Below are 15499 nucleotides of genomic sequence, written 5' to 3' on the forward strand. Positions count from 1 at the left end.
TCCTTTCGTGATCAGGATCGCAACGAACGGTCCCTCGGCAGGAGAACGGCCAACAGCAGCAGCCACGTCCACCCGACGGTGATGGTGAGGCGCTGGAGCAGTCCACCGATCTCGACCAGACCGGCAACCTGGCCAAAAGCCAGACTGGCAAGGACGAACCCGATTGTGAAGACGACGCCGGTCAGTGCCGAGTAGATCGCCCACCCGCGCTCTCCGCACCGGTTGAATCGGCGTACGAACACGAAACAGGCGATCGGCAGACCCACGAACACCGGGATCGAGAACAGATCATGAAGGAGGGCAGGCACGCTGGTGTACTCGACGAGCTGGTCAGGGGTGCCGGGTGGATAGCCGCTCACGGGATCGGTGGCGAAGATTCCCGCGCCCATCAGGCCGATGCCGTACGCACCTATCAGCACAGGTCCCCACGTCGAACCGCCCCAAGGTCGCAGTTCGCGCCACAGTCCGACCGCAAAGGCCACCGACAGGATGCCGGCGACGAGAAAGTTGGCGACCTGCGTCCATCCGTACGCTCCGAGTGCCAGGGAACTGACCGGATGGCGCACCGGGTTGTAGTCGGCCCGGGTGGCACCCTCGACGACCCACGCCAACGTGAACAGTGGGCCCGCGATCACGCCGCAAACGAGCAGCGCTCGGGTGATCGCCGGGGGGCGAGCGGGCCGGGTGGCCGTCGGTCCCGAAGTCGACATGATGACATCGAGCATAGGACGTCCCGTGTCTCCCGCGGGTGTCGTGGCGGACTGGCCCGAACCGGCCAGGACGCGTGGCCAGATTGGTGCAGCTCGATTGACGTCGGATCGCAGGATCATCAGACTTCGGGACTCCAACGTTGTAAACAGTGTGGCGTACTACCACGCGACGTGAACGGGTGGAACCTGGAGGGGGACCGGATGTCGATCGGAGACCTGGGGGCGCACAGACCGACCCGGCGGGATGTTCTCCGCTCCGCAGGCGGCGCCGCGCTCGCCACGACGTCCTTGGTCGGATGCGACCTGTTGAGCACGGATCCGGCGAGCGACAGGAACGGGGGCCCGCGCGGCAAGAAGGGCAAGGAGGCGCCCGAACTCGCCGCCCAGGTGAAGGCCGGCGCACTGCCACCGGTCAAGAACCGTCTGCCGGAGGAGCCGCTCGTGGTCGAGCCAGCGCAGGAGGTCGGCGTCTACGGCGGGACGTGGAACACCTTCATCCAGGGCATCGACGGTGCGTCGGTCTACGAGAACATCGGCTACGACGGCCTCGTGCGCTGGGCACCCGACTTCACCGGCATCATCCCGAACGTGGTGTCCTGGGATGTGGCGGCCGAGGGCAAGGAATACACGCTCCACCTGCGCAAGGGAATGAAATGGTCGGACGGCAAGCCGTTCACCACCGACGACATCGCATTCGCATACGTTGACGTCTTCAGCAACAAGGAACTCTCGCCAGTCTTTCCCCAGTGGCTCGCCCCCGGAGGCACGCCGGCGAAGTTCGAGATGGTGGATGACGTCACGTGCAGGTTCACCTTCGCCGAGCCGCACGCGTTCTTTCTGGAGCACCTGGCAAGTCCGGAGGGCAACCTTCTCGCGGCGACGCCCAAGCACTACCTGCGACAGTTCCACAAGACCTACACGCCCGATGTCGACGCGCTCGTGAAGGAGGCGAAGCTCACCAAGTGGAGCGAGCTCTACTTCGGCAAGGGGGGAGACGGCACCTCTGGTCTTGCGATCTGGCAGAACCCCGACCTGCCCGTCCTTCTCCCATGGGTCGTCTCCACCGCGCTGACGAAGAATCGCCTGGTGGCCAAGCGAAACCCGTACTACTGGAAGACCGACCCCGACGGTAGCCAGCTGCCATATCTCGATCAGGTGGTCATCGAGGTGGTGACGAGTCCCGAAACCGCGACCCTGCGGGCGAGCAACGGGGAGTTCAGCCTTCCCTCGACCGACGTCCTGACGCCGGCCAACAAGCCGGTCTTCGCACAGAACGCCGAGAAGGGCGGCTACCACCTCATCGACCAGTTGACCTCGGACATCAACGGAGGTGTGATCTGCCTCAACCTCACCCACCAGAACCGGCAGCTGCGCGAGGTGTTTCAGAACAAGGACTTTCGGATCGGGCTTTCCTACGCCATCAACCGCTCCGAACTCATCAAGGCCGTGCACCAGCGTCAGGGCGAGCCCTATCAGTCGGCGCCCCGACCGGAGTCGGACTTCTACGACGAGCAGTTGGCCAGGCAGTACACCGAGTACGACGTGGCGAAAGCCAATGACCATCTCGACCGAGCCGGCTACACGGAGCGGGACGACAGCGGATTCCGGCTGCGTCCGGACGGCGAGCGGATCACTTTCACTGTCGAACTTCCGACCGGTTTCGACCCGAGCTACCCGTCCACAGCCGAGCTGATCCAGGGATACTGGAAGGCTGTCGGCGTCGAGATGAAGGTGAAGTCGCAGGGTGGGCCGCTGTACTGGGAACGACTTTTCGCCAATCAGCACGATGCAGTCATCTACAGCGCCGAGAACGGGCTGCGGGACGCGATTCTTGATCCTGGTTGGTTCTTCCCGGTGGGTGGCCGCTGCTACTACGCCCGGCAATGGGCGGACTGGTACGCCACCGATGGTGAGGCGGGCGAGAAGCCACCGGCCGCACCGCTCGAACAGATGGAGTTGTACGACACGATCAAGACGACCGCCGACGATGCCGAGCGGCGTCGGCTCTTTGGCGAGATCCTGCGCATTTCCGCCGACGAGTTCTACACCATCGGAACGGTACTGATCGCAGGCCGCTATTCGATCGTGCAGGACACGTTTCGCAACGTCCCCGAGCCGATTCCGGAAGGTTCGCTCTATCCCGACCCCGCGCCCGTGGGACCCGAGCAGTTCTACGTCAGGGACTGAGTTCCGGGTCACCGGCAGTGGTGTCCTCGGCGGGTGGGCGGAGCGAGTCTGTTGCCTCCATCGCGTCTTGGAAGATCTCGTTGTAGGCCGAGTTGGACAGCATCTCGACCGAGGTCTGGCGACCCGATGCGAGCTCGTCGGCCATTTCGCGTACTCGTGGGTCGCTCGACGTCAGCGCGGCGTCGATCGCTTCCTGGCGGGCGGCTCGGGCTCGACTTGTCAGTTCGTGGACCTTCACCCGGATCGCATCGAGGTCTGACATCGTGGTCACCACTTCTTCTCTGGATGGTCGTAGACGACGATCGACTCCATGCGGCAGGGCGGCTCCTCCTTGAAGAGTGGCCTGGCCCGCTCTTCAAGGCCCTCTTTCGCCAACCCCAGTGTCTGGGCAATGAGGTTCAAGGCGTGCTCGATCAGTTCGAGAGCCTCGCCGCCCTTGATGAACAACCGGGTCAGACCGGCCCAGCCAAGGGGAATCGCGAGGTCGAGGATGATATTGATGCACTGGCTCACGATCTGGTGTACCTCGAAGAGATGCTCGGCGATGCTCCGATAGCCGTCGAACAGATACGACTTGTAGTAGTCGATTTCCGCTTCAGTGGCGGCGGCGAAGCTCGCGAAATGGTCTTCCGCGGCTCCTTGCGCACGTCCCCGCCAGTAGTCGGCGAGATGAGTGTATTCCCTGGCTTGGAACGCCCACATGTGATGGACGGCAGTGCCGCATCGGCGCCATGCCTTGGCAGCGTCTCGCCAGGCCTCCCAGTTGCCGACGTAGAACTCCATCACCTCTTCGACCGGATCGATGCCGTAGCCGGCCTTGAGGATCTTCCGGACCCAGTGACTCGGACTCAGGAGGTTCGACCAGAAGTCCAGTTCCTTCTGAACGGAGTTGAGGTCTATCCCGAGATCGTCGTCGGCGTCCTTGCGCTCGGCTTCGGTGACAAGATCGACGACGCCGTCTTCGTCGACTTCGAAGACCACGTGTGGATCCTTGGCGCTGCCATCCGGGACACCGTAGTGATTGACGGTATCCGGATAATATTGCTCGAGCTTCTCGGCCGACTCGCGATCTGTGTAGACGTAGAAGTGGCCTGCGCTGTTCAATGCTTCCGCACTACCGTTGGCGACTCTCCTCATGTGGCCGAGGCGGACGTCTGCGCGAACGAGGAGGTAGGCGTGGAGCGTGCCGACGAGGTTTGCGGCGTAGGAGTTCGGCACATGAACGGCCAGCTGCCAGGCGCCGAGGTCGCCGCTGGTCAGATATCGCTGCAGGTACTCGGCGTCCTTCGCGTACTGGCCAAGAAGCGCGCTGTAGCCATACAACCCGTCGGGGTCGACGTAGAACGCCACCAGTCCTCCGTCTCGAAGACGCCTCGAAAGGACGAGCGTTCCAGACCCGCACTTACAGCGGACTTACATCGGACCGGCCGACACACGGGCGACGTCCCAGTCGGCGCCGAGCCGCCGGCGGTCGTGGGGTACCGGCGGCAGGCCTGTATCAGAGGGTGACCGGCAGTGACGCCAGCCGCCAGGTGCCCGGGTCTGGGACGTGGTCCACGTCCTCCGGCGGTACGGCCAACGCGAGATCCGGAAAGCGCCGCAGCAGCCCGGCGAGTGCGACCTCCGTTTCCACGCGGGCCACGGCCGACCCGAGGCAGAAGTGCGGACCGTGACCGAGGCCCAGGTGCCCCAGTGGTGTGACGGTCCGGCGGATGTCCAGCTGGTCCGGCTGGGCCCCGGTGCCGGCGAACGCCCGCGGATCCCGGTTGGCGGCGGCGACGGAAGCTGTGACCGGTGCGCCTTTGGCGACGAGGACCCCGCCGAGCTCGACATCCTCGCGTGCGTACCGGGGAATCGTCAGGAGAGTCGGACCGCACCAGCGGATCAGCTCCTCCACAGCGCGAGGGATGAGAGCCGAATCCGCACGTAGCGCGGTGAGCTGGTCGGGGTGGGCGAGGAGTGCGCGTACGGAATTGGCGATGAGGTTCGTCGGCGTCTGTCCCGCGAGGACGAGGTGCCAGACCAGGGTGACCAGCTCGGTGTCGCTGAGGCGGTCGCCGTCCTCGGCCTGCGCTCGGATGAGGTCGGAGAGCAGGTCGTCCGCGATCTCGTCGCGTCGGCGGGCGATCGCGGCTTTGGCGCCGTTGATGATTCCTGGGACTGCCTCGGCGAACCCCTGACCTACGCCTGCCGCGACCAGGGCGCCGTAGTCCCGCCACCGCGGACGGTCGGGCTCGGCGATGCCGACCAGCTCGCAGATCACCTCGATCGGCAGCGGCCGGGCGAAATGCCGCAGTAGGTCAACCGAGCCATCGCCGGCTGCCTCGCCGTTGCCGGGCAGACCGTCGAGCAGGATTTCGACGATCCGCTCGATCCGTGGACGGAACTCCGCGGCCCGGCGTACGGAGAATGCCGGCGCGACCAGCCTCCGCAGCCGCATGTGCTCGGGCCCGTTCATCTCGGCCATGGTCCGCATGTACGGCAGACATTCGGCGGGGATGCCGGGCGGCGGTGTGAAGCTGTCGGCGTTGATCTCGAACCGCGGATCGCTCAGCATCGCCTTCGCGTCCGCATGCCGGGTGACGACCCAGACCGGGCCGATGCCGGGGATCTGGATCCGCGCCATCGGCGACCGCTCGCGCGCCGCGCCGTAGGCGGTGAACGGATCGCGCAGGACCTCGATGTCGGTCAGATCAATCTCCGGCACGCCGTCCACAGCTAGCTCGAGATCGGTCATGTGCACTCCTTGCGATCTGTCAGATGATCATGGCAGATGTTCACATCATTTCAATGGTGACGGTATCTTGGCTCGAGCCGCATGGCAACGACCGGAAAGTCGACGTTTGCACCGGGGCCCCGGACCGGCCACCGCAGGAAGCAGGGGAACTCAATGGCCCGGCTCACCAGGGCGGAGATGCAGGGGCGCAACCGCGCGAAGGTGCTGGCCGCTGCTCGCGACGAGTTCATCGAGCGCGGATTTCGCGCGGCCAAGGTCGACAGCATCGCCGAGCGCGCGGAGCTCACCCGCGGTGCTGTCTACTCCAACTTTCCTGGCAAGCGGGCGCTCTACTTCGCGGTCCTTGCCGAGGACGCCGAACGTGTGCCCGAGGAGGCACTCCCGCCCGCCGGCGAGACCGTCCAGGAGGCGCTCGAGGCGTTCAGCCGTGCGTGGCTCGCCCGTCTTCCCCTCGCCACGGACACCCAGCGCAGCGCTGGCCTGCTCGGCATGGACCTGATGCCTGAGGTCGCGGCCGACGAGCGGACGCGCCATCCGTACGCACAACTGATGAGGCTCGACGCACTCGTGCTCGGGCTCGCGCTGGAGCGGCTACGCCCACCGTCCCGTGGCGCCGGCCGCCTGGTCGGGGTCGCCGAAGCCGTCCTCACGACGTTGCAGGGCGCCAGCCAGCTGGCCGCCACGGCACCCGGGTTCGTCGAGCCGTTCAACGTTATCCGGGCCTGCGGACAGCTGGCCGCTCTCGAACTCGACGAGCGGTGGCAGCCCACGCACCTTCCCTACGTTCCTCCTGCGCGAGCGGCCGATGACGGCTGGTCGCCGCTGCCTGCGACCGATGCGATCCACGGAGAGCCTGCGCGCCTCAGCGGCGACGGCGTGGTCGCGGTCCTCGGCCTGCACCGGCTCGCGGCCATCGAGGAAGCCGTGCGCGCCGCACCGTCCGGTGCCGACGTCACGGCGGTCCTCGTCTCCAGCGCGCCGCGCGAACTGATTCCCCTTGCCCGCTTGACCATCGCCGACTTCCGCGTCTGCCTCCGCCAGGCGTTCCCGCCGTCGACGTGGCCACGGTTGCAGATCGTGTACGACGAAACCGGTGCCCTTGCCGCCGCTGCCGGTGTCCCTGCGGTCAGCGACGCCACCGAAGCGGCCGTACGCATCGAGGCGGGCAGGATCGTCGCCCGCGCGGAAGGCTACGGTGCCTGCCACGCCGCTGCGACTGCGGGCGGCCGCGCCAGCCCGTGATGATGAAGGGGAAGGCGCCTATGCGGCGCAGAACCTCACGACACGATCACGTGTCTATGTGCGGAGTCTGTTGTTGCGTAACGGGTCGCGGTTCTTGTCTATCCAGTCGGGCGGAATGAACTCCGGCATGCCGTCGTCGGCGATACGAACCTGCCAGGCTCCTTGGTGGATGAGCCGGTGGTGGTATCCGCACAACAAGACGCCGTTTCCGACGGTGGTCGGTCCGCCATGGAGCCAGGCTGTGACATGGTGTCCGTCGCACCACGACGGCGGTCGGTCGCAACCGGGGAATGCGCAGCCGCCGTCTCGTAGCTCCAACAGTCGACGGGTCTTGCCGGTGAAGAGGCGGGTGCCGTCGGTGAGGGCCGGTTCGCTGTTGATGGTGCCCCAGAGGCTGATCTTGGCATCGCACGCCACGCGTTGGGCGGTACGAGCGGAGATCGGGGTGCCGGTGTGGAGCAGGGATGCGTAGCCGGTGCCGTTGATCAGGTTGGCGTCGGTGACCGTGATGACGAGGTGTGGTTTCTCTCCGGCGTGAGTGGGTGACTGTCCTGAGCCAAGGTAGCGACGGAGGAGTTCGTGGAACCCGTCGCCCATCGTTGCGCGCTGGTCCGCATGTCGGGTCCGTCTGCGGTCGTCGGTCGGGGCTTGGCAAGTGGTTCGAGGGCGACGCGAAGGAGCTCGGTGGTCTCGGCGTCGAGCTTGCCGCGGAGGAAACTGCTCGTGCTGTAGGGATCGTCACTGATGGACAGTTCCCGCCGGCGGAGTTCTCTGGCTTCCTGATCAGCGAGTGCGCAAACGCTCTTGCCGACCTGGCGACCGCTCGTGCAGGATCTGGGGGATGCGCTCGAAGTGAGTCTGGCCGTCTTGACCTTCGGCCCCGCTGCGATCCGTCGCGTGGGACCCGACTCGTTCTCGCTCCCCTCTGGAGTTCTTCCGTGTGCGCTTCGTACGTCATTCGTGAGTATCAGGACCGAGATGCCGACAGCTGGCTTCGCTGTCGGCTGCTGAGCTTCTTCCACACCAACTACTACGACGACGTCGTGACCGAACGTCCGGCCTATGCCCACCCGTCCGCCCGCCACGTGGCGGCGGCCGACAAGTCGGTCGTGGGCATCCTGGACGCCCAGGTCGATGGGGCAAACGCGACGATCGAGGTGCTCGCCGTGCATCCGGATCATGCGCGACGCGGCATCGCGACCGCGCTTCTGCGTAAGACGGAAGCCGCACTGGCACGCTACGCGGTGAGCACGCTCGACGCGTGGACCCGGGAGGACGTGCCCGCGAACCAGTGGTACCAGCGTGCCGGATTCGTCGAAAACTTCTCGTATCTCCATGTCCACAAGGTCGACGCTGACGACGCGACCGGCTTCGAAACCCCACCAGGGTTGAGCAGGCCGCTGACGGCGTTCATGCACGCGTCTCGAGATCACGAAGCGTCGCTGCGGCAGCGGTTCCGGCGGGTCTACGTCTGCCGGCGGTACGTCAAGACATTCAATGCTCCTCCCGACTCGATGAGTGACGGGGCGTAGCCGATGCACGTCACCTTGAACTCCGGGGCGCGTCCGCGCGGACGGACTGCCGTACGACCCATGGCTGCGTACGCATGTACGCGCCGGTGGCCAACTCGACGGAGTCGCGCCGACGTCCTGGGTAATCGCGGCCTCGCTCAGCCGGTGGCGCGGGTGGACGGGCCTGCCCGTCGACGAGGACGGTCCGGTCGATGTCCCGCACGCGTTGGTGCCGGTGCAGTGCGACACGCAAGCCGGGCACGCGGTCTACGTCGAACCCAACGTCTGGGTGCGCCACGCCGTCGGCGACCTGTCGCCCACGGCCCGGGATCTGGACGGCGGCGGCTACCTGTGGCCGATGGCCTGGAGCTCGTCCAGATCGGGACAAGATCGGGACAAACTCCAGACCCTGGGACAAGTCACCCGCCACGTGTCAGGTGCCGCCGCCGTTGATCGTTTCTCCCGGTCCGCTGGCCGTGACTGGTCGGTCCGCTTGGCCCGGAACCAACCAAGCCGGCAGGCTGACAAGCGACGAACCTCGACCGAAAGGACCACGCGATGCCCGACGCACCGCTCCGGGTCGGCATTCTCGGCCTCGGCAGAAGTGGATGGAACATCCACGCCGACGCCATCGCCGAGCACGACGGCTTCGACGTGACGGCCGTCGCCGATCCGGTCGAGGACCGGCGGGGGGAGGCGCGGGAACGCTTCGGCTGCGCGACGTACATCGAGCCCGAGGAGCTGCTCGCGAACGCCGATCTCGATGTCGTCGTGGTGGCCTCCCCGTCGCACACCCATGTTCCGTTGACGATCACCGCCCTCGAGGCGGGGCGCCACGTCGTCGTCGAGAAGCCGTTCGCCGGGACCGCCGCCGAGGTGGACCAGATGATCGCCGCAGCCAAGGCCGCCGACCGGGTGCTGACCTGCTACCAGCCGCGCCGGCTCGACGCCGACTTCGAGTACGTCCAGGAGGTCCTCGCGTCCGGGCGCCTGGGCGATCTCGTGATGGTCCGTCGTACGTCCCATCGGTTCCAACGGCGCGCGGACTGGCAGATGCTGCGGAAGTACGGCGGCGGCGAACTCTCCAACACGGTGCCGCACCTGATGGACCAGGTGCTCCTGCTTCTCGGCGACGGACCGATCGAGGTGTACGCCGACCTGCGGCACACGGTCGGTCTCGGCGACGCCGAGGATCACGTCAAGCTCTGCTTGCGCGGCGGGAGTGGCCCGTTGGCCGACATCGAGTCGAGCTTCTGCGTGGCGCTGCCGCAACCCGCGTGGCAGCTCTCCGGCACGACCGGAGCGCTCGTCGGCGACGGTACGACGTTCACGCTGCGGTGGTTCGATCCGGACTCGCTGGGCGCGCTGGAACTCAACGAGGGTCCGGCAGCGGGACGGCGGTACGGCACGGGTGAGCAGATCAGCTGGGAGGAGGAGGTCCGCACGCTCGGCCGCAGGACCCGCTCCGCGGCGCTGCGGTACTACGACAAGCTCGAGTCGACGCTTCGCGAGGGGGCCGACGTGTTCGTGACGGCTGCGAGCGTACGGCGCCAGATCCAGATCATCGAGGACGCCCGCCGGCAGACCGGGTTCGCGTAGGCGGGCCACGGTGGGCGAGGGAGTCACCTCTCGGGTTCAGCGACGGTTCCGGTCGGCGGCACGTGGTGTGTCGCCGACCCCGCTGGGGTGGTCGGTTGGTCGCGCCGCTCTGCCGTACGACGCGACCAAACTCCTTCGTGCGGGGTCCTACCAGGCGTAGTCCTCCGGCGCGGTCTTGTGACCGGGGAAGATCTCGTCCAGGCGACCCAGTGCCTTGTCGTCCAGCTTGATCTCGAGTGCGCGCTCCGCGGCGTCGAGTTGGTCCATGGTGCGGGGCCCGATGATCGGCGCCGTGACCGCGGGCTGCGCGAGGATCCAGGCGAGTGCGACGTCGCCGGGCTGGTGACCGAGCTCGGCGGCGAGGCTCTCGAACTGCTCGAGCTGCGGCCGGTGGCGTTCGATCGCCTCGGCCTGCTGCCGGCGCTTTCCTTCGACCTTGCCGAGGACGCCCCCGAGCAGTCCGCCGGCGAGCGGCGACCACGGAATGATGCCGAGGCCGTAGTGCTCCGCGGCGGGGATGACCTCGAGCTCGATGGCACGGGTGAGGAGGCTGTACTTCGACTGCTCGCTGACCAGGCCGAGGTAGTTGCGCTTCTCCGCCGCGGCCTGCGCCTGGGCGATGTGCCAGCCGGCGAAGTTGCTGCTGCCGACGTAGAGGACCTTGCCCTGGGTGACGGCGACCTCGAGGGCCTGCCAGATCTCGTCCCACGGCGTGTACCGGTCGATGTGGTGGAACTGGTACAGGTCTACGTAGTCGGTCTGCAGCCGCTTGAGGCTCGCGTCGAGGTTCCGGCGGATGCTCAGGGCGGAGAGGCGCCCGGAGTTCGGCCAGTTGTTGGCCATGTCGCCGTAGACCTTGGTGGCGAGGACGGTCTTCTCCCGCCGCCCGCCGCCCTGGGCGAACCACCGGCCGATGATCTCCTCGGTGCGGCCACGATGACCCTCGCCCCCGTAGCCGTTGGCGGTGTCGTAGAAGTTGATGCCCTTGTCGTGGCCCGCGTCCATGATCGCGTGCGCGTCGGCTTCGGAGGTGTGCGGTCCGAAGTTCATGGTGCCGAGGCAGAGGCGGCTGACCTTGAGGCCGGTGCGACCGAGTTGAGTGAAGTCCATGGTGCCCATCTTGCGCGCCTTCCCGGTGAGACGTCCAACAGAAGAATCCGCTCGGTTTCAGCAGTCCCACTGCTCAGTCACCCGACGGATGGTCACAAGCCACCACGTCCGGGCCATAACCTCCCAATCGCCGCTGAACGCCCAGCAGAGTGGCCGCACGTGGACGTGCCGGCAGGGAAGCGCACCGGCACGCCGGGCTCGCCGTGAGATTCTGGCGGGCATGACTGTCCGCGACATGTTGGCGGGCGTGCTTGTGCTGGTGGGGAGCCTGGCTGTTCTCGCCGCCGTCCCCGTGATCTGGGCGGGCCAGGAGCTGCGCACCGAGGGGTACGCCGAGACCGCCGGACCGCTGATCAAGGATCCTGAGATCCAGGCGGCCATCGCGACCCGGGTGACCGACGACATCCGACGACAGGCCGACCTGCCGAAGATCGTCGACGGCACCGTCGATGCCCTTGCCGGCCTGGGGATTCCGCGCTCTCTGGTCCGCCGGCACCTGGGCAGCGTCCTCGATCCGACCGAGGCGGCACTTGCGGCGCTCATCGAGAAGGACGTCCGCGAGACGCTCGACAGTCCGGTCGCGACGCAGGTCTGGACGACCGCGCTGAGGGACGCCCGGGACGCCATCGCCACCGGCTCACCGCGCAACACCCCGATCATCGTCGAGCTGACTCCGCTGGTGGAGGAGGCGAAGCGGCGACTGGTCGACGACGGGTTCGACGCCGTCCGGGACGTACGCTCGCCGTCGCTTCGGTTCGTGGTCGTCGAGTCCGCGCCTCTCGCCGAGGCTCAGAGGTGGTACGACGTGGTGGCGATTCTCGGGGTGATCCTTCCCGTGATCGGGGCCGGAAGTTTCCTGGTGGCGCTTGCCGCGTCGCCAAGCCGGCGTACGCTCCTGGCGGTCTTGGCCGGGACCACGGTCGCGATGGCCGTCCTCGTCCTCGGAATCGCCATGGCCCGCGAGCCGACCCTGACCTCGCTCGCCCCCGACCAGCGGGTGCTCGGCGAGGCGGCCTACGACGCGTTCGCGGCGTCGCTGCGCGCTCTTGTCTGGTGGGTGTTCGGGATCGCTCTCGGCCTCGCGTTCATCGTCCGGTCCCTGCCCGACCGCCGAGACAGCAGGAGCGGCGTGCGGCCGGCTGGTTGGGCGAGTCGCATCCACGACCGCGTTTAGCCGCCGCTGATAGCGGAAGACCTGACATGGTGAAGTCCTCGTCTGTCGATGCCATCTGGAACGACTGGAAGGCAGCCGTCAACATGACGGCAAAGGAACTCGAGCGGTGGCTCGCCACCGAGAAGTCCCAGTCGGTCGGCCAGCGCCGCGACGGCGGCGAATCGACGGGCCACGAGTCCGGCCGAAAAATCGTCACGCTGCTGGGCAAGAACAAGAACGAACTGACTGATGAGGACGTCGACCACATGCGCAAAGTCGTCGGCTACGTCAAGCGTCACCTCGCGCAGCGTCCGGCCAAGGACGTGACGGAGAGCCGGTGGCGGTACTCGTTGATGAACTGGGGCCACGACCCGCTGAAGCACTGACCAGGAGGGCCCTACAGCCGCGTTCTCGCCGCGCGCCAGAGAGCCTGCACGCTTGCGTACCATCCGAGGACGTACGCTCCTCGAAGCTCGGGTGGTTGCCGCCGAAGATCGTTGGACTGGAAGGCCTCGGGCAGTTCGTCCTCCCAGCCTTCCAGGTCTTCCGGGTCGAAGTCCGCGACGCGAACCTGGTCGAGTTCGGACCAACTCTCCTCGAACGCCCGCAGGTCCTGGAGCGTTGCCGTTTCCTGCGCCCAGGTTTCGCCGTCTCTGCGTCCGCGCTGGTACCAGCGATCCTTCCAGCCCTGTTGTGCCTGCAGCCGCTCGACGAGCCGCGCGACCTTCGCCTCGTCCACGTCCGGGGCCAGCGTCTGGCCTTCGATCATGCCCAGCTCCTTTTCCAGCGCGATGGCGCACACCTTTGACGCGTTCACCCGATCGCGAAGGCGCTCCAGGCGCTCGTTCAGTTCGTCGGGAATGCTGATGTTGCGTCGAGCCATAACCCCTCATCCACTCGCGAGCGACCCCCAGGCTAACTGTAGGTGTGTATGATGCGCAACTGTCCAACTGATACACACTCGCCACGCGTGAGCTACCCGGCTGGTCGCGGCTCATCGGCCGGGACCGCATGGTCTGGCGCGGTGATGTGGCGATCGGTGGCGCGCAGTGCCTCGTGGTCGGCGGGCGTTCGTTCGACCTCGGCCGTGCAGCCGAGCCGATCGCACTCACAGGCGAACGGCAACAGCAGCGGGTCCGGTGGACCGGTTGGTCCGATGTCGGCGAGCCATGCCCTGACATTGGTGATCATGGTGTCGTTCTCCGACCGTCGGAGAGCCCGGCGCTGCCGCCCAGTTCGTGCCCGCGGAGCGTTCGCGAGCGGGTGTGCCAGGAGGTCCGCCGCATGGTCGATCATGGTCGGCAGGTCTCGTGCGCCGTCGACCTCCACGACGCGTAGGCCGTGGGCGGTCGCCTCCGAACGGACCCGAGCGTCGAGAAGATCGTTGCGGGCCAGCAGCTTCTCCTGGACGCGCTCGGCGTCGGACGTGGAGCGCGAGGCATTCCAGCGCGATGCCAGCGCGGCGCGCCGAAACTCCGGGGTCGGCAGAAGCCAGAGCCCCCAACCCGGATCCGGCAAATATGGTGCAACGAGCTCGGGGAACAACTGTGGCCCTTCGACGATCACCGCAATGTCGGTCGGCATGGCGCGCAGGTCCTCGAGGATCAGCGGAAAGCCATGCACAGAGCCCTCCACGAACCTGTCCACGAGATTCTCTACGCTTGGTGTGAGCCAGCGTTGGTCATGGGTCTCCGCCGCGGCATCGGCATGGAGCTTGCCTTTGGCGATGAGGCGGTCGCGGTGTGCGTACCCCCATGCGTCGATGCGATACCACGCCAGGTCAAAGCGGTAGGCGAGGGCCCGGGAGACGGTCGACTTGCCTGCACCGCTGCCACCGCCGATCCAGATCACGGGCGGAAGGTCGCGGAATTCCGGTGCTGGCCTATCCGTCGTCTGCTGGAACACCATGCCGGCAACTGTGGCTCCTCCTCCGGAAAATGTGAAGTCTTGTTATCCGCGGGTCGTTCATGGTGTATTTGAGGAGAGGGACCACCGCGCTCGTAGTGGTCGGCGAATTCCGTCGCTCATCCGGCGGCCCCGGTGGGCTAGCTCTCGCAGGGGTCCGGTGAAACCCCGGACCGATATGGTCCCCGATCATGCGTCGCCATGAACCGAACGACTACGTCTGCCCGTTCTGCCGGCTGCTGTGTGGCGAGGACACCGACATCAGTACGCCCGGCGGGATCGTGCATCAGGATGAGCACGTCGGCGTGATTGTCAATCCAGCAAGCTGGAACGGCCGGCCGGGCCATCTCATGGTCGTCCCCGCACGGCACGTCGAGAACCTCTACGTGCTCCCGGACGACCTTGGCGCACACCTGCTACCGGCCGCGCGGCGAGCCGCGTCCGCGTTGCTGACGGTCGACCGATGCGACGGCATTGCCGTACGCCAACACAATGAACCCGCGGGCGGTCAGGACGTGTGGCACCTGCACATCCACGTGATCTCCTGCTGGGATGGCGAGGAGTTCGGCGCGGCCGGGGCGACGAGGCGCACCGCGAGCCTGGTTGAGCAACACGAGCGGGCCGCCGCGCTCCGGCCTGCTTACGCCGCTGCGACGTAGCGACGCAGACCGCTCATGCGTACGTCATCTGGTGTCGACGGCGAGCCGAATGCCCAACGCAACAAGGACTCCACCGGTCACGCGTTCCATCCACTGGTGGACGCGCGGCCGGAGCAGGATCCGCATCCGGTGTACGGCGTAGATGAGTGTCGAATACCAGAACATGTCCAGCGTCACGATGACGAGCGCCATTGCCAACGCGGCGGGAAGGACTGCGGTCCCTGGCTCCAGGAACTGTGGGAAGAGCGCCACGAAGAACACCGCCAGCTTTGGATTGCACACGCTCGTGACGAGACCGATCCGACTGCCCGCCAAGGCCGCCCGTATCCGGCCCACCGGCTGGCGGGTACGCGGGTCGACACCGATCGGCTCGCCCTCCCGCCTGCGGGCGAGCAGCGACCGGAGGCCCAGGACGACGAGGACAACGGCTCCGGTGATCCGCAGCACGTCGTATGCGATCTGTGAGGCGAGGATCAGGGCTGAGACGCCGACGGCCGACAGTCCACCCCACAGAAGGACACCAATGCTGTTGCCGGCCACAGTGCCCTGCGCCGCTGCCCGACCGTCCTTCGCGGCCGTACGCACGATGGCCGCAGTGGCGGGTCCCGGCGTGACGGTGAGGAGGATCGCGACGAGCAGGAACTCAGGAATCGACCGCATCGGGGCAGGCTACCCGCGGCCGCTCA

The 15499-nt window shown here is 66.8% G+C and carries 16 protein-coding genes; 7 read left to right on the forward strand and 9 right to left on the reverse strand.

Features of this window, described 5'->3' with window-relative positions:
• Positions 1 to 11 precede the first annotated feature (11 nt).
• A complete protein-coding gene (locus ABNF93_RS26540) occupies positions 12 to 710 on the reverse strand; it encodes a DUF998 domain-containing protein (protein ID WP_349330913.1) in 699 nt (232 codons plus the stop codon).
• Positions 711 to 911: 201 nt separating this feature from the next.
• Between ABNF93_RS26540 and ABNF93_RS26545 the strand changes: the two genes are divergently transcribed.
• Positions 912 to 2897: an ABC transporter substrate-binding protein gene (locus ABNF93_RS26545; protein ID WP_349330914.1), complete on the forward strand. Its 1986-nt coding sequence runs from the start codon at positions 912 to 914 to the stop codon at positions 2895 to 2897.
• On the opposite strand, the gene ABNF93_RS26550 is transcribed toward ABNF93_RS26545, so the two are convergent.
• The 3 genes from ABNF93_RS26550 to ABNF93_RS26560 all read right to left on the reverse strand — a co-directional run bounded on the left by ABNF93_RS26550 (position 2887) and on the right by ABNF93_RS26560 (position 5634).
• Positions 2887 to 3159 carry a hypothetical protein gene (locus ABNF93_RS26550; protein ID WP_349330915.1) on the reverse strand — a complete coding sequence of 91 codons (273 nt, stop codon included), beginning with the start codon at positions 3157 to 3159 and terminating at the stop codon, positions 2887 to 2889. The genes ABNF93_RS26545 and ABNF93_RS26550 overlap by 11 nt on opposite strands.
• A gap of 5 nt (positions 3160 to 3164) precedes the next feature.
• Positions 3165 to 4247: a hypothetical protein gene (locus tag ABNF93_RS26555; protein ID WP_349330916.1), complete on the reverse strand. Its 1083-nt coding sequence runs from the start codon at positions 4245 to 4247 to the stop codon at positions 3165 to 3167.
• 148 nt (positions 4248 to 4395) lie between these two features.
• Positions 4396 to 5634, reverse strand: a complete 1239-nt coding sequence (locus ABNF93_RS26560; RefSeq protein ID WP_349330917.1) for a cytochrome P450 family protein — start codon at positions 5632 to 5634, stop codon at positions 4396 to 4398.
• An 81-nt stretch (positions 5635 to 5715) separates the two neighbouring features.
• Here ABNF93_RS26560 and ABNF93_RS26565 point away from each other — a divergent pair, with 81 nt between their 5' ends.
• Entirely contained in the window at positions 5716 to 6876 is a 1161-nt protein-coding gene (locus ABNF93_RS26565) for a TetR/AcrR family transcriptional regulator (RefSeq protein ID WP_349330918.1), read from the forward strand.
• 54 nt (positions 6877 to 6930) lie between these two features.
• On the opposite strand, the gene ABNF93_RS26570 is transcribed toward ABNF93_RS26565, so the two are convergent.
• Positions 6931 to 7473, reverse strand: coding sequence for an HNH endonuclease signature motif containing protein (locus ABNF93_RS26570; RefSeq protein WP_502877629.1), 543 nt, complete (start codon positions 7471 to 7473; stop codon positions 6931 to 6933).
• A gap of 341 nt (positions 7474 to 7814) precedes the next feature.
• On the opposite strand from ABNF93_RS26570, the gene ABNF93_RS26575 reads away from it, so the two are divergent.
• Together ABNF93_RS26575 and ABNF93_RS26580 are read left to right on the forward strand one after the other, a co-directional pair.
• Positions 7815 to 8408, forward strand: coding sequence for a GNAT family N-acetyltransferase (locus ABNF93_RS26575; RefSeq protein ID WP_349330919.1), 594 nt, complete (start codon positions 7815 to 7817; stop codon positions 8406 to 8408).
• 537 nt (positions 8409 to 8945) lie between these two features.
• Positions 8946 to 9986, forward strand: coding sequence for a Gfo/Idh/MocA family protein (locus tag ABNF93_RS26580; protein ID WP_349330920.1), 1041 nt, complete (start codon positions 8946 to 8948; stop codon positions 9984 to 9986).
• Positions 9987 to 10133: 147 nt separating this feature from the next.
• Here the strand turns inward: ABNF93_RS26580 and ABNF93_RS26585 are convergent, their stop codons facing one another.
• Complete coding sequence (locus ABNF93_RS26585) at positions 10134 to 11096, reverse strand: aldo/keto reductase (protein WP_349330921.1); 963 nt, start codon at positions 11094 to 11096, stop codon at positions 10134 to 10136.
• A 220-nt stretch (positions 11097 to 11316) separates the two neighbouring features.
• Here ABNF93_RS26585 and ABNF93_RS26590 point away from each other — a divergent pair, with 220 nt between their 5' ends.
• Positions 11317 to 12270: a hypothetical protein gene (locus ABNF93_RS26590; protein WP_349330922.1), complete on the forward strand. Its 954-nt coding sequence runs from the start codon at positions 11317 to 11319 to the stop codon at positions 12268 to 12270.
• A 26-nt stretch (positions 12271 to 12296) separates the two neighbouring features.
• Complete coding sequence (locus tag ABNF93_RS26595) at positions 12297 to 12635, forward strand: DUF3140 domain-containing protein (RefSeq protein ID WP_349330923.1); 339 nt, start codon at positions 12297 to 12299, stop codon at positions 12633 to 12635.
• Between the two features lie 11 nt (positions 12636 to 12646).
• Here the strand turns inward: ABNF93_RS26595 and ABNF93_RS26600 are convergent, their stop codons facing one another.
• Positions 12647 to 13132, reverse strand: a complete 486-nt coding sequence (locus tag ABNF93_RS26600) for a hypothetical protein (protein WP_349330924.1) — start codon at positions 13130 to 13132, stop codon at positions 12647 to 12649.
• Positions 13133 to 13224: 92 nt separating this feature from the next.
• Complete coding sequence (locus tag ABNF93_RS26605) at positions 13225 to 14157, reverse strand: hypothetical protein (protein WP_349330925.1); 933 nt, start codon at positions 14155 to 14157, stop codon at positions 13225 to 13227.
• Between the two features lie 188 nt (positions 14158 to 14345).
• Between ABNF93_RS26605 and ABNF93_RS26610 the strand changes: the two genes are divergently transcribed.
• Positions 14346 to 14813, forward strand: a complete 468-nt coding sequence (locus ABNF93_RS26610; protein WP_349330926.1) for an HIT family protein — start codon at positions 14346 to 14348, stop codon at positions 14811 to 14813.
• Positions 14814 to 14837: 24 nt separating this feature from the next.
• Here ABNF93_RS26610 and ABNF93_RS26615 read toward each other — a convergent pair whose 3' ends face one another.
• On the reverse strand, positions 14838 to 15473 hold the full coding sequence (locus ABNF93_RS26615; RefSeq protein WP_349330927.1) for a LysE family translocator: 636 nt from the start codon (positions 15471 to 15473) through the stop codon (positions 14838 to 14840).
• Between the last annotated feature and the right edge of the window lie 26 nt (positions 15474 to 15499).

Source organism: Actinopolymorpha sp. B9G3, assembly GCF_040120725.1.
Classification (GTDB): domain Bacteria; phylum Actinomycetota; class Actinomycetes; order Propionibacteriales; family Actinopolymorphaceae; genus Thermasporomyces.

Coding starts and splice junctions, on each gene's coding strand:
- ABNF93_RS26540 (WP_349330913.1), bottom strand. CDS start 710: ATGTCGACTTCGGGACCGACGGCCACCCGGCCCGCTCGCCCCCCGGCG.
- ABNF93_RS26545 (WP_349330914.1), top strand. CDS start 912: ATGTCGATCGGAGACCTGGGGGCGCACAGACCGACCCGGCGGGATGTT.
- ABNF93_RS26550 (WP_349330915.1), bottom strand. CDS start 3,159: ATGTCAGACCTCGATGCGATCCGGGTGAAGGTCCACGAACTGACAAGT.
- ABNF93_RS26560 (WP_349330917.1), bottom strand. CDS start 5,634: ATGACCGATCTCGAGCTAGCTGTGGACGGCGTGCCGGAGATTGATCTG.
- ABNF93_RS26565 (WP_349330918.1), top strand. CDS start 5,716: ATGGCAACGACCGGAAAGTCGACGTTTGCACCGGGGCCCCGGACCGGC.
- ABNF93_RS26570 (WP_502877629.1), bottom strand. CDS start 7,473: ATGGGCGACGGGTTCCACGAACTCCTCCGTCGCTACCTTGGCTCAGGA.
- ABNF93_RS26580 (WP_349330920.1), top strand. CDS start 8,946: ATGCCCGACGCACCGCTCCGGGTCGGCATTCTCGGCCTCGGCAGAAGT.
- ABNF93_RS26585 (WP_349330921.1), bottom strand. CDS start 11,096: ATGGACTTCACTCAACTCGGTCGCACCGGCCTCAAGGTCAGCCGCCTC.
- ABNF93_RS26590 (WP_349330922.1), top strand. CDS start 11,317: ATGACTGTCCGCGACATGTTGGCGGGCGTGCTTGTGCTGGTGGGGAGC.
- ABNF93_RS26595 (WP_349330923.1), top strand. CDS start 12,297: ATGGTGAAGTCCTCGTCTGTCGATGCCATCTGGAACGACTGGAAGGCA.
- ABNF93_RS26600 (WP_349330924.1), bottom strand. CDS start 13,132: ATGGCTCGACGCAACATCAGCATTCCCGACGAACTGAACGAGCGCCTG.
- ABNF93_RS26605 (WP_349330925.1), bottom strand. CDS start 14,157: ATGGTGTTCCAGCAGACGACGGATAGGCCAGCACCGGAATTCCGCGAC.
- ABNF93_RS26610 (WP_349330926.1), top strand. CDS start 14,346: ATGCGTCGCCATGAACCGAACGACTACGTCTGCCCGTTCTGCCGGCTG.
- ABNF93_RS26615 (WP_349330927.1), bottom strand. CDS start 15,473: ATGCGGTCGATTCCTGAGTTCCTGCTCGTCGCGATCCTCCTCACCGTC.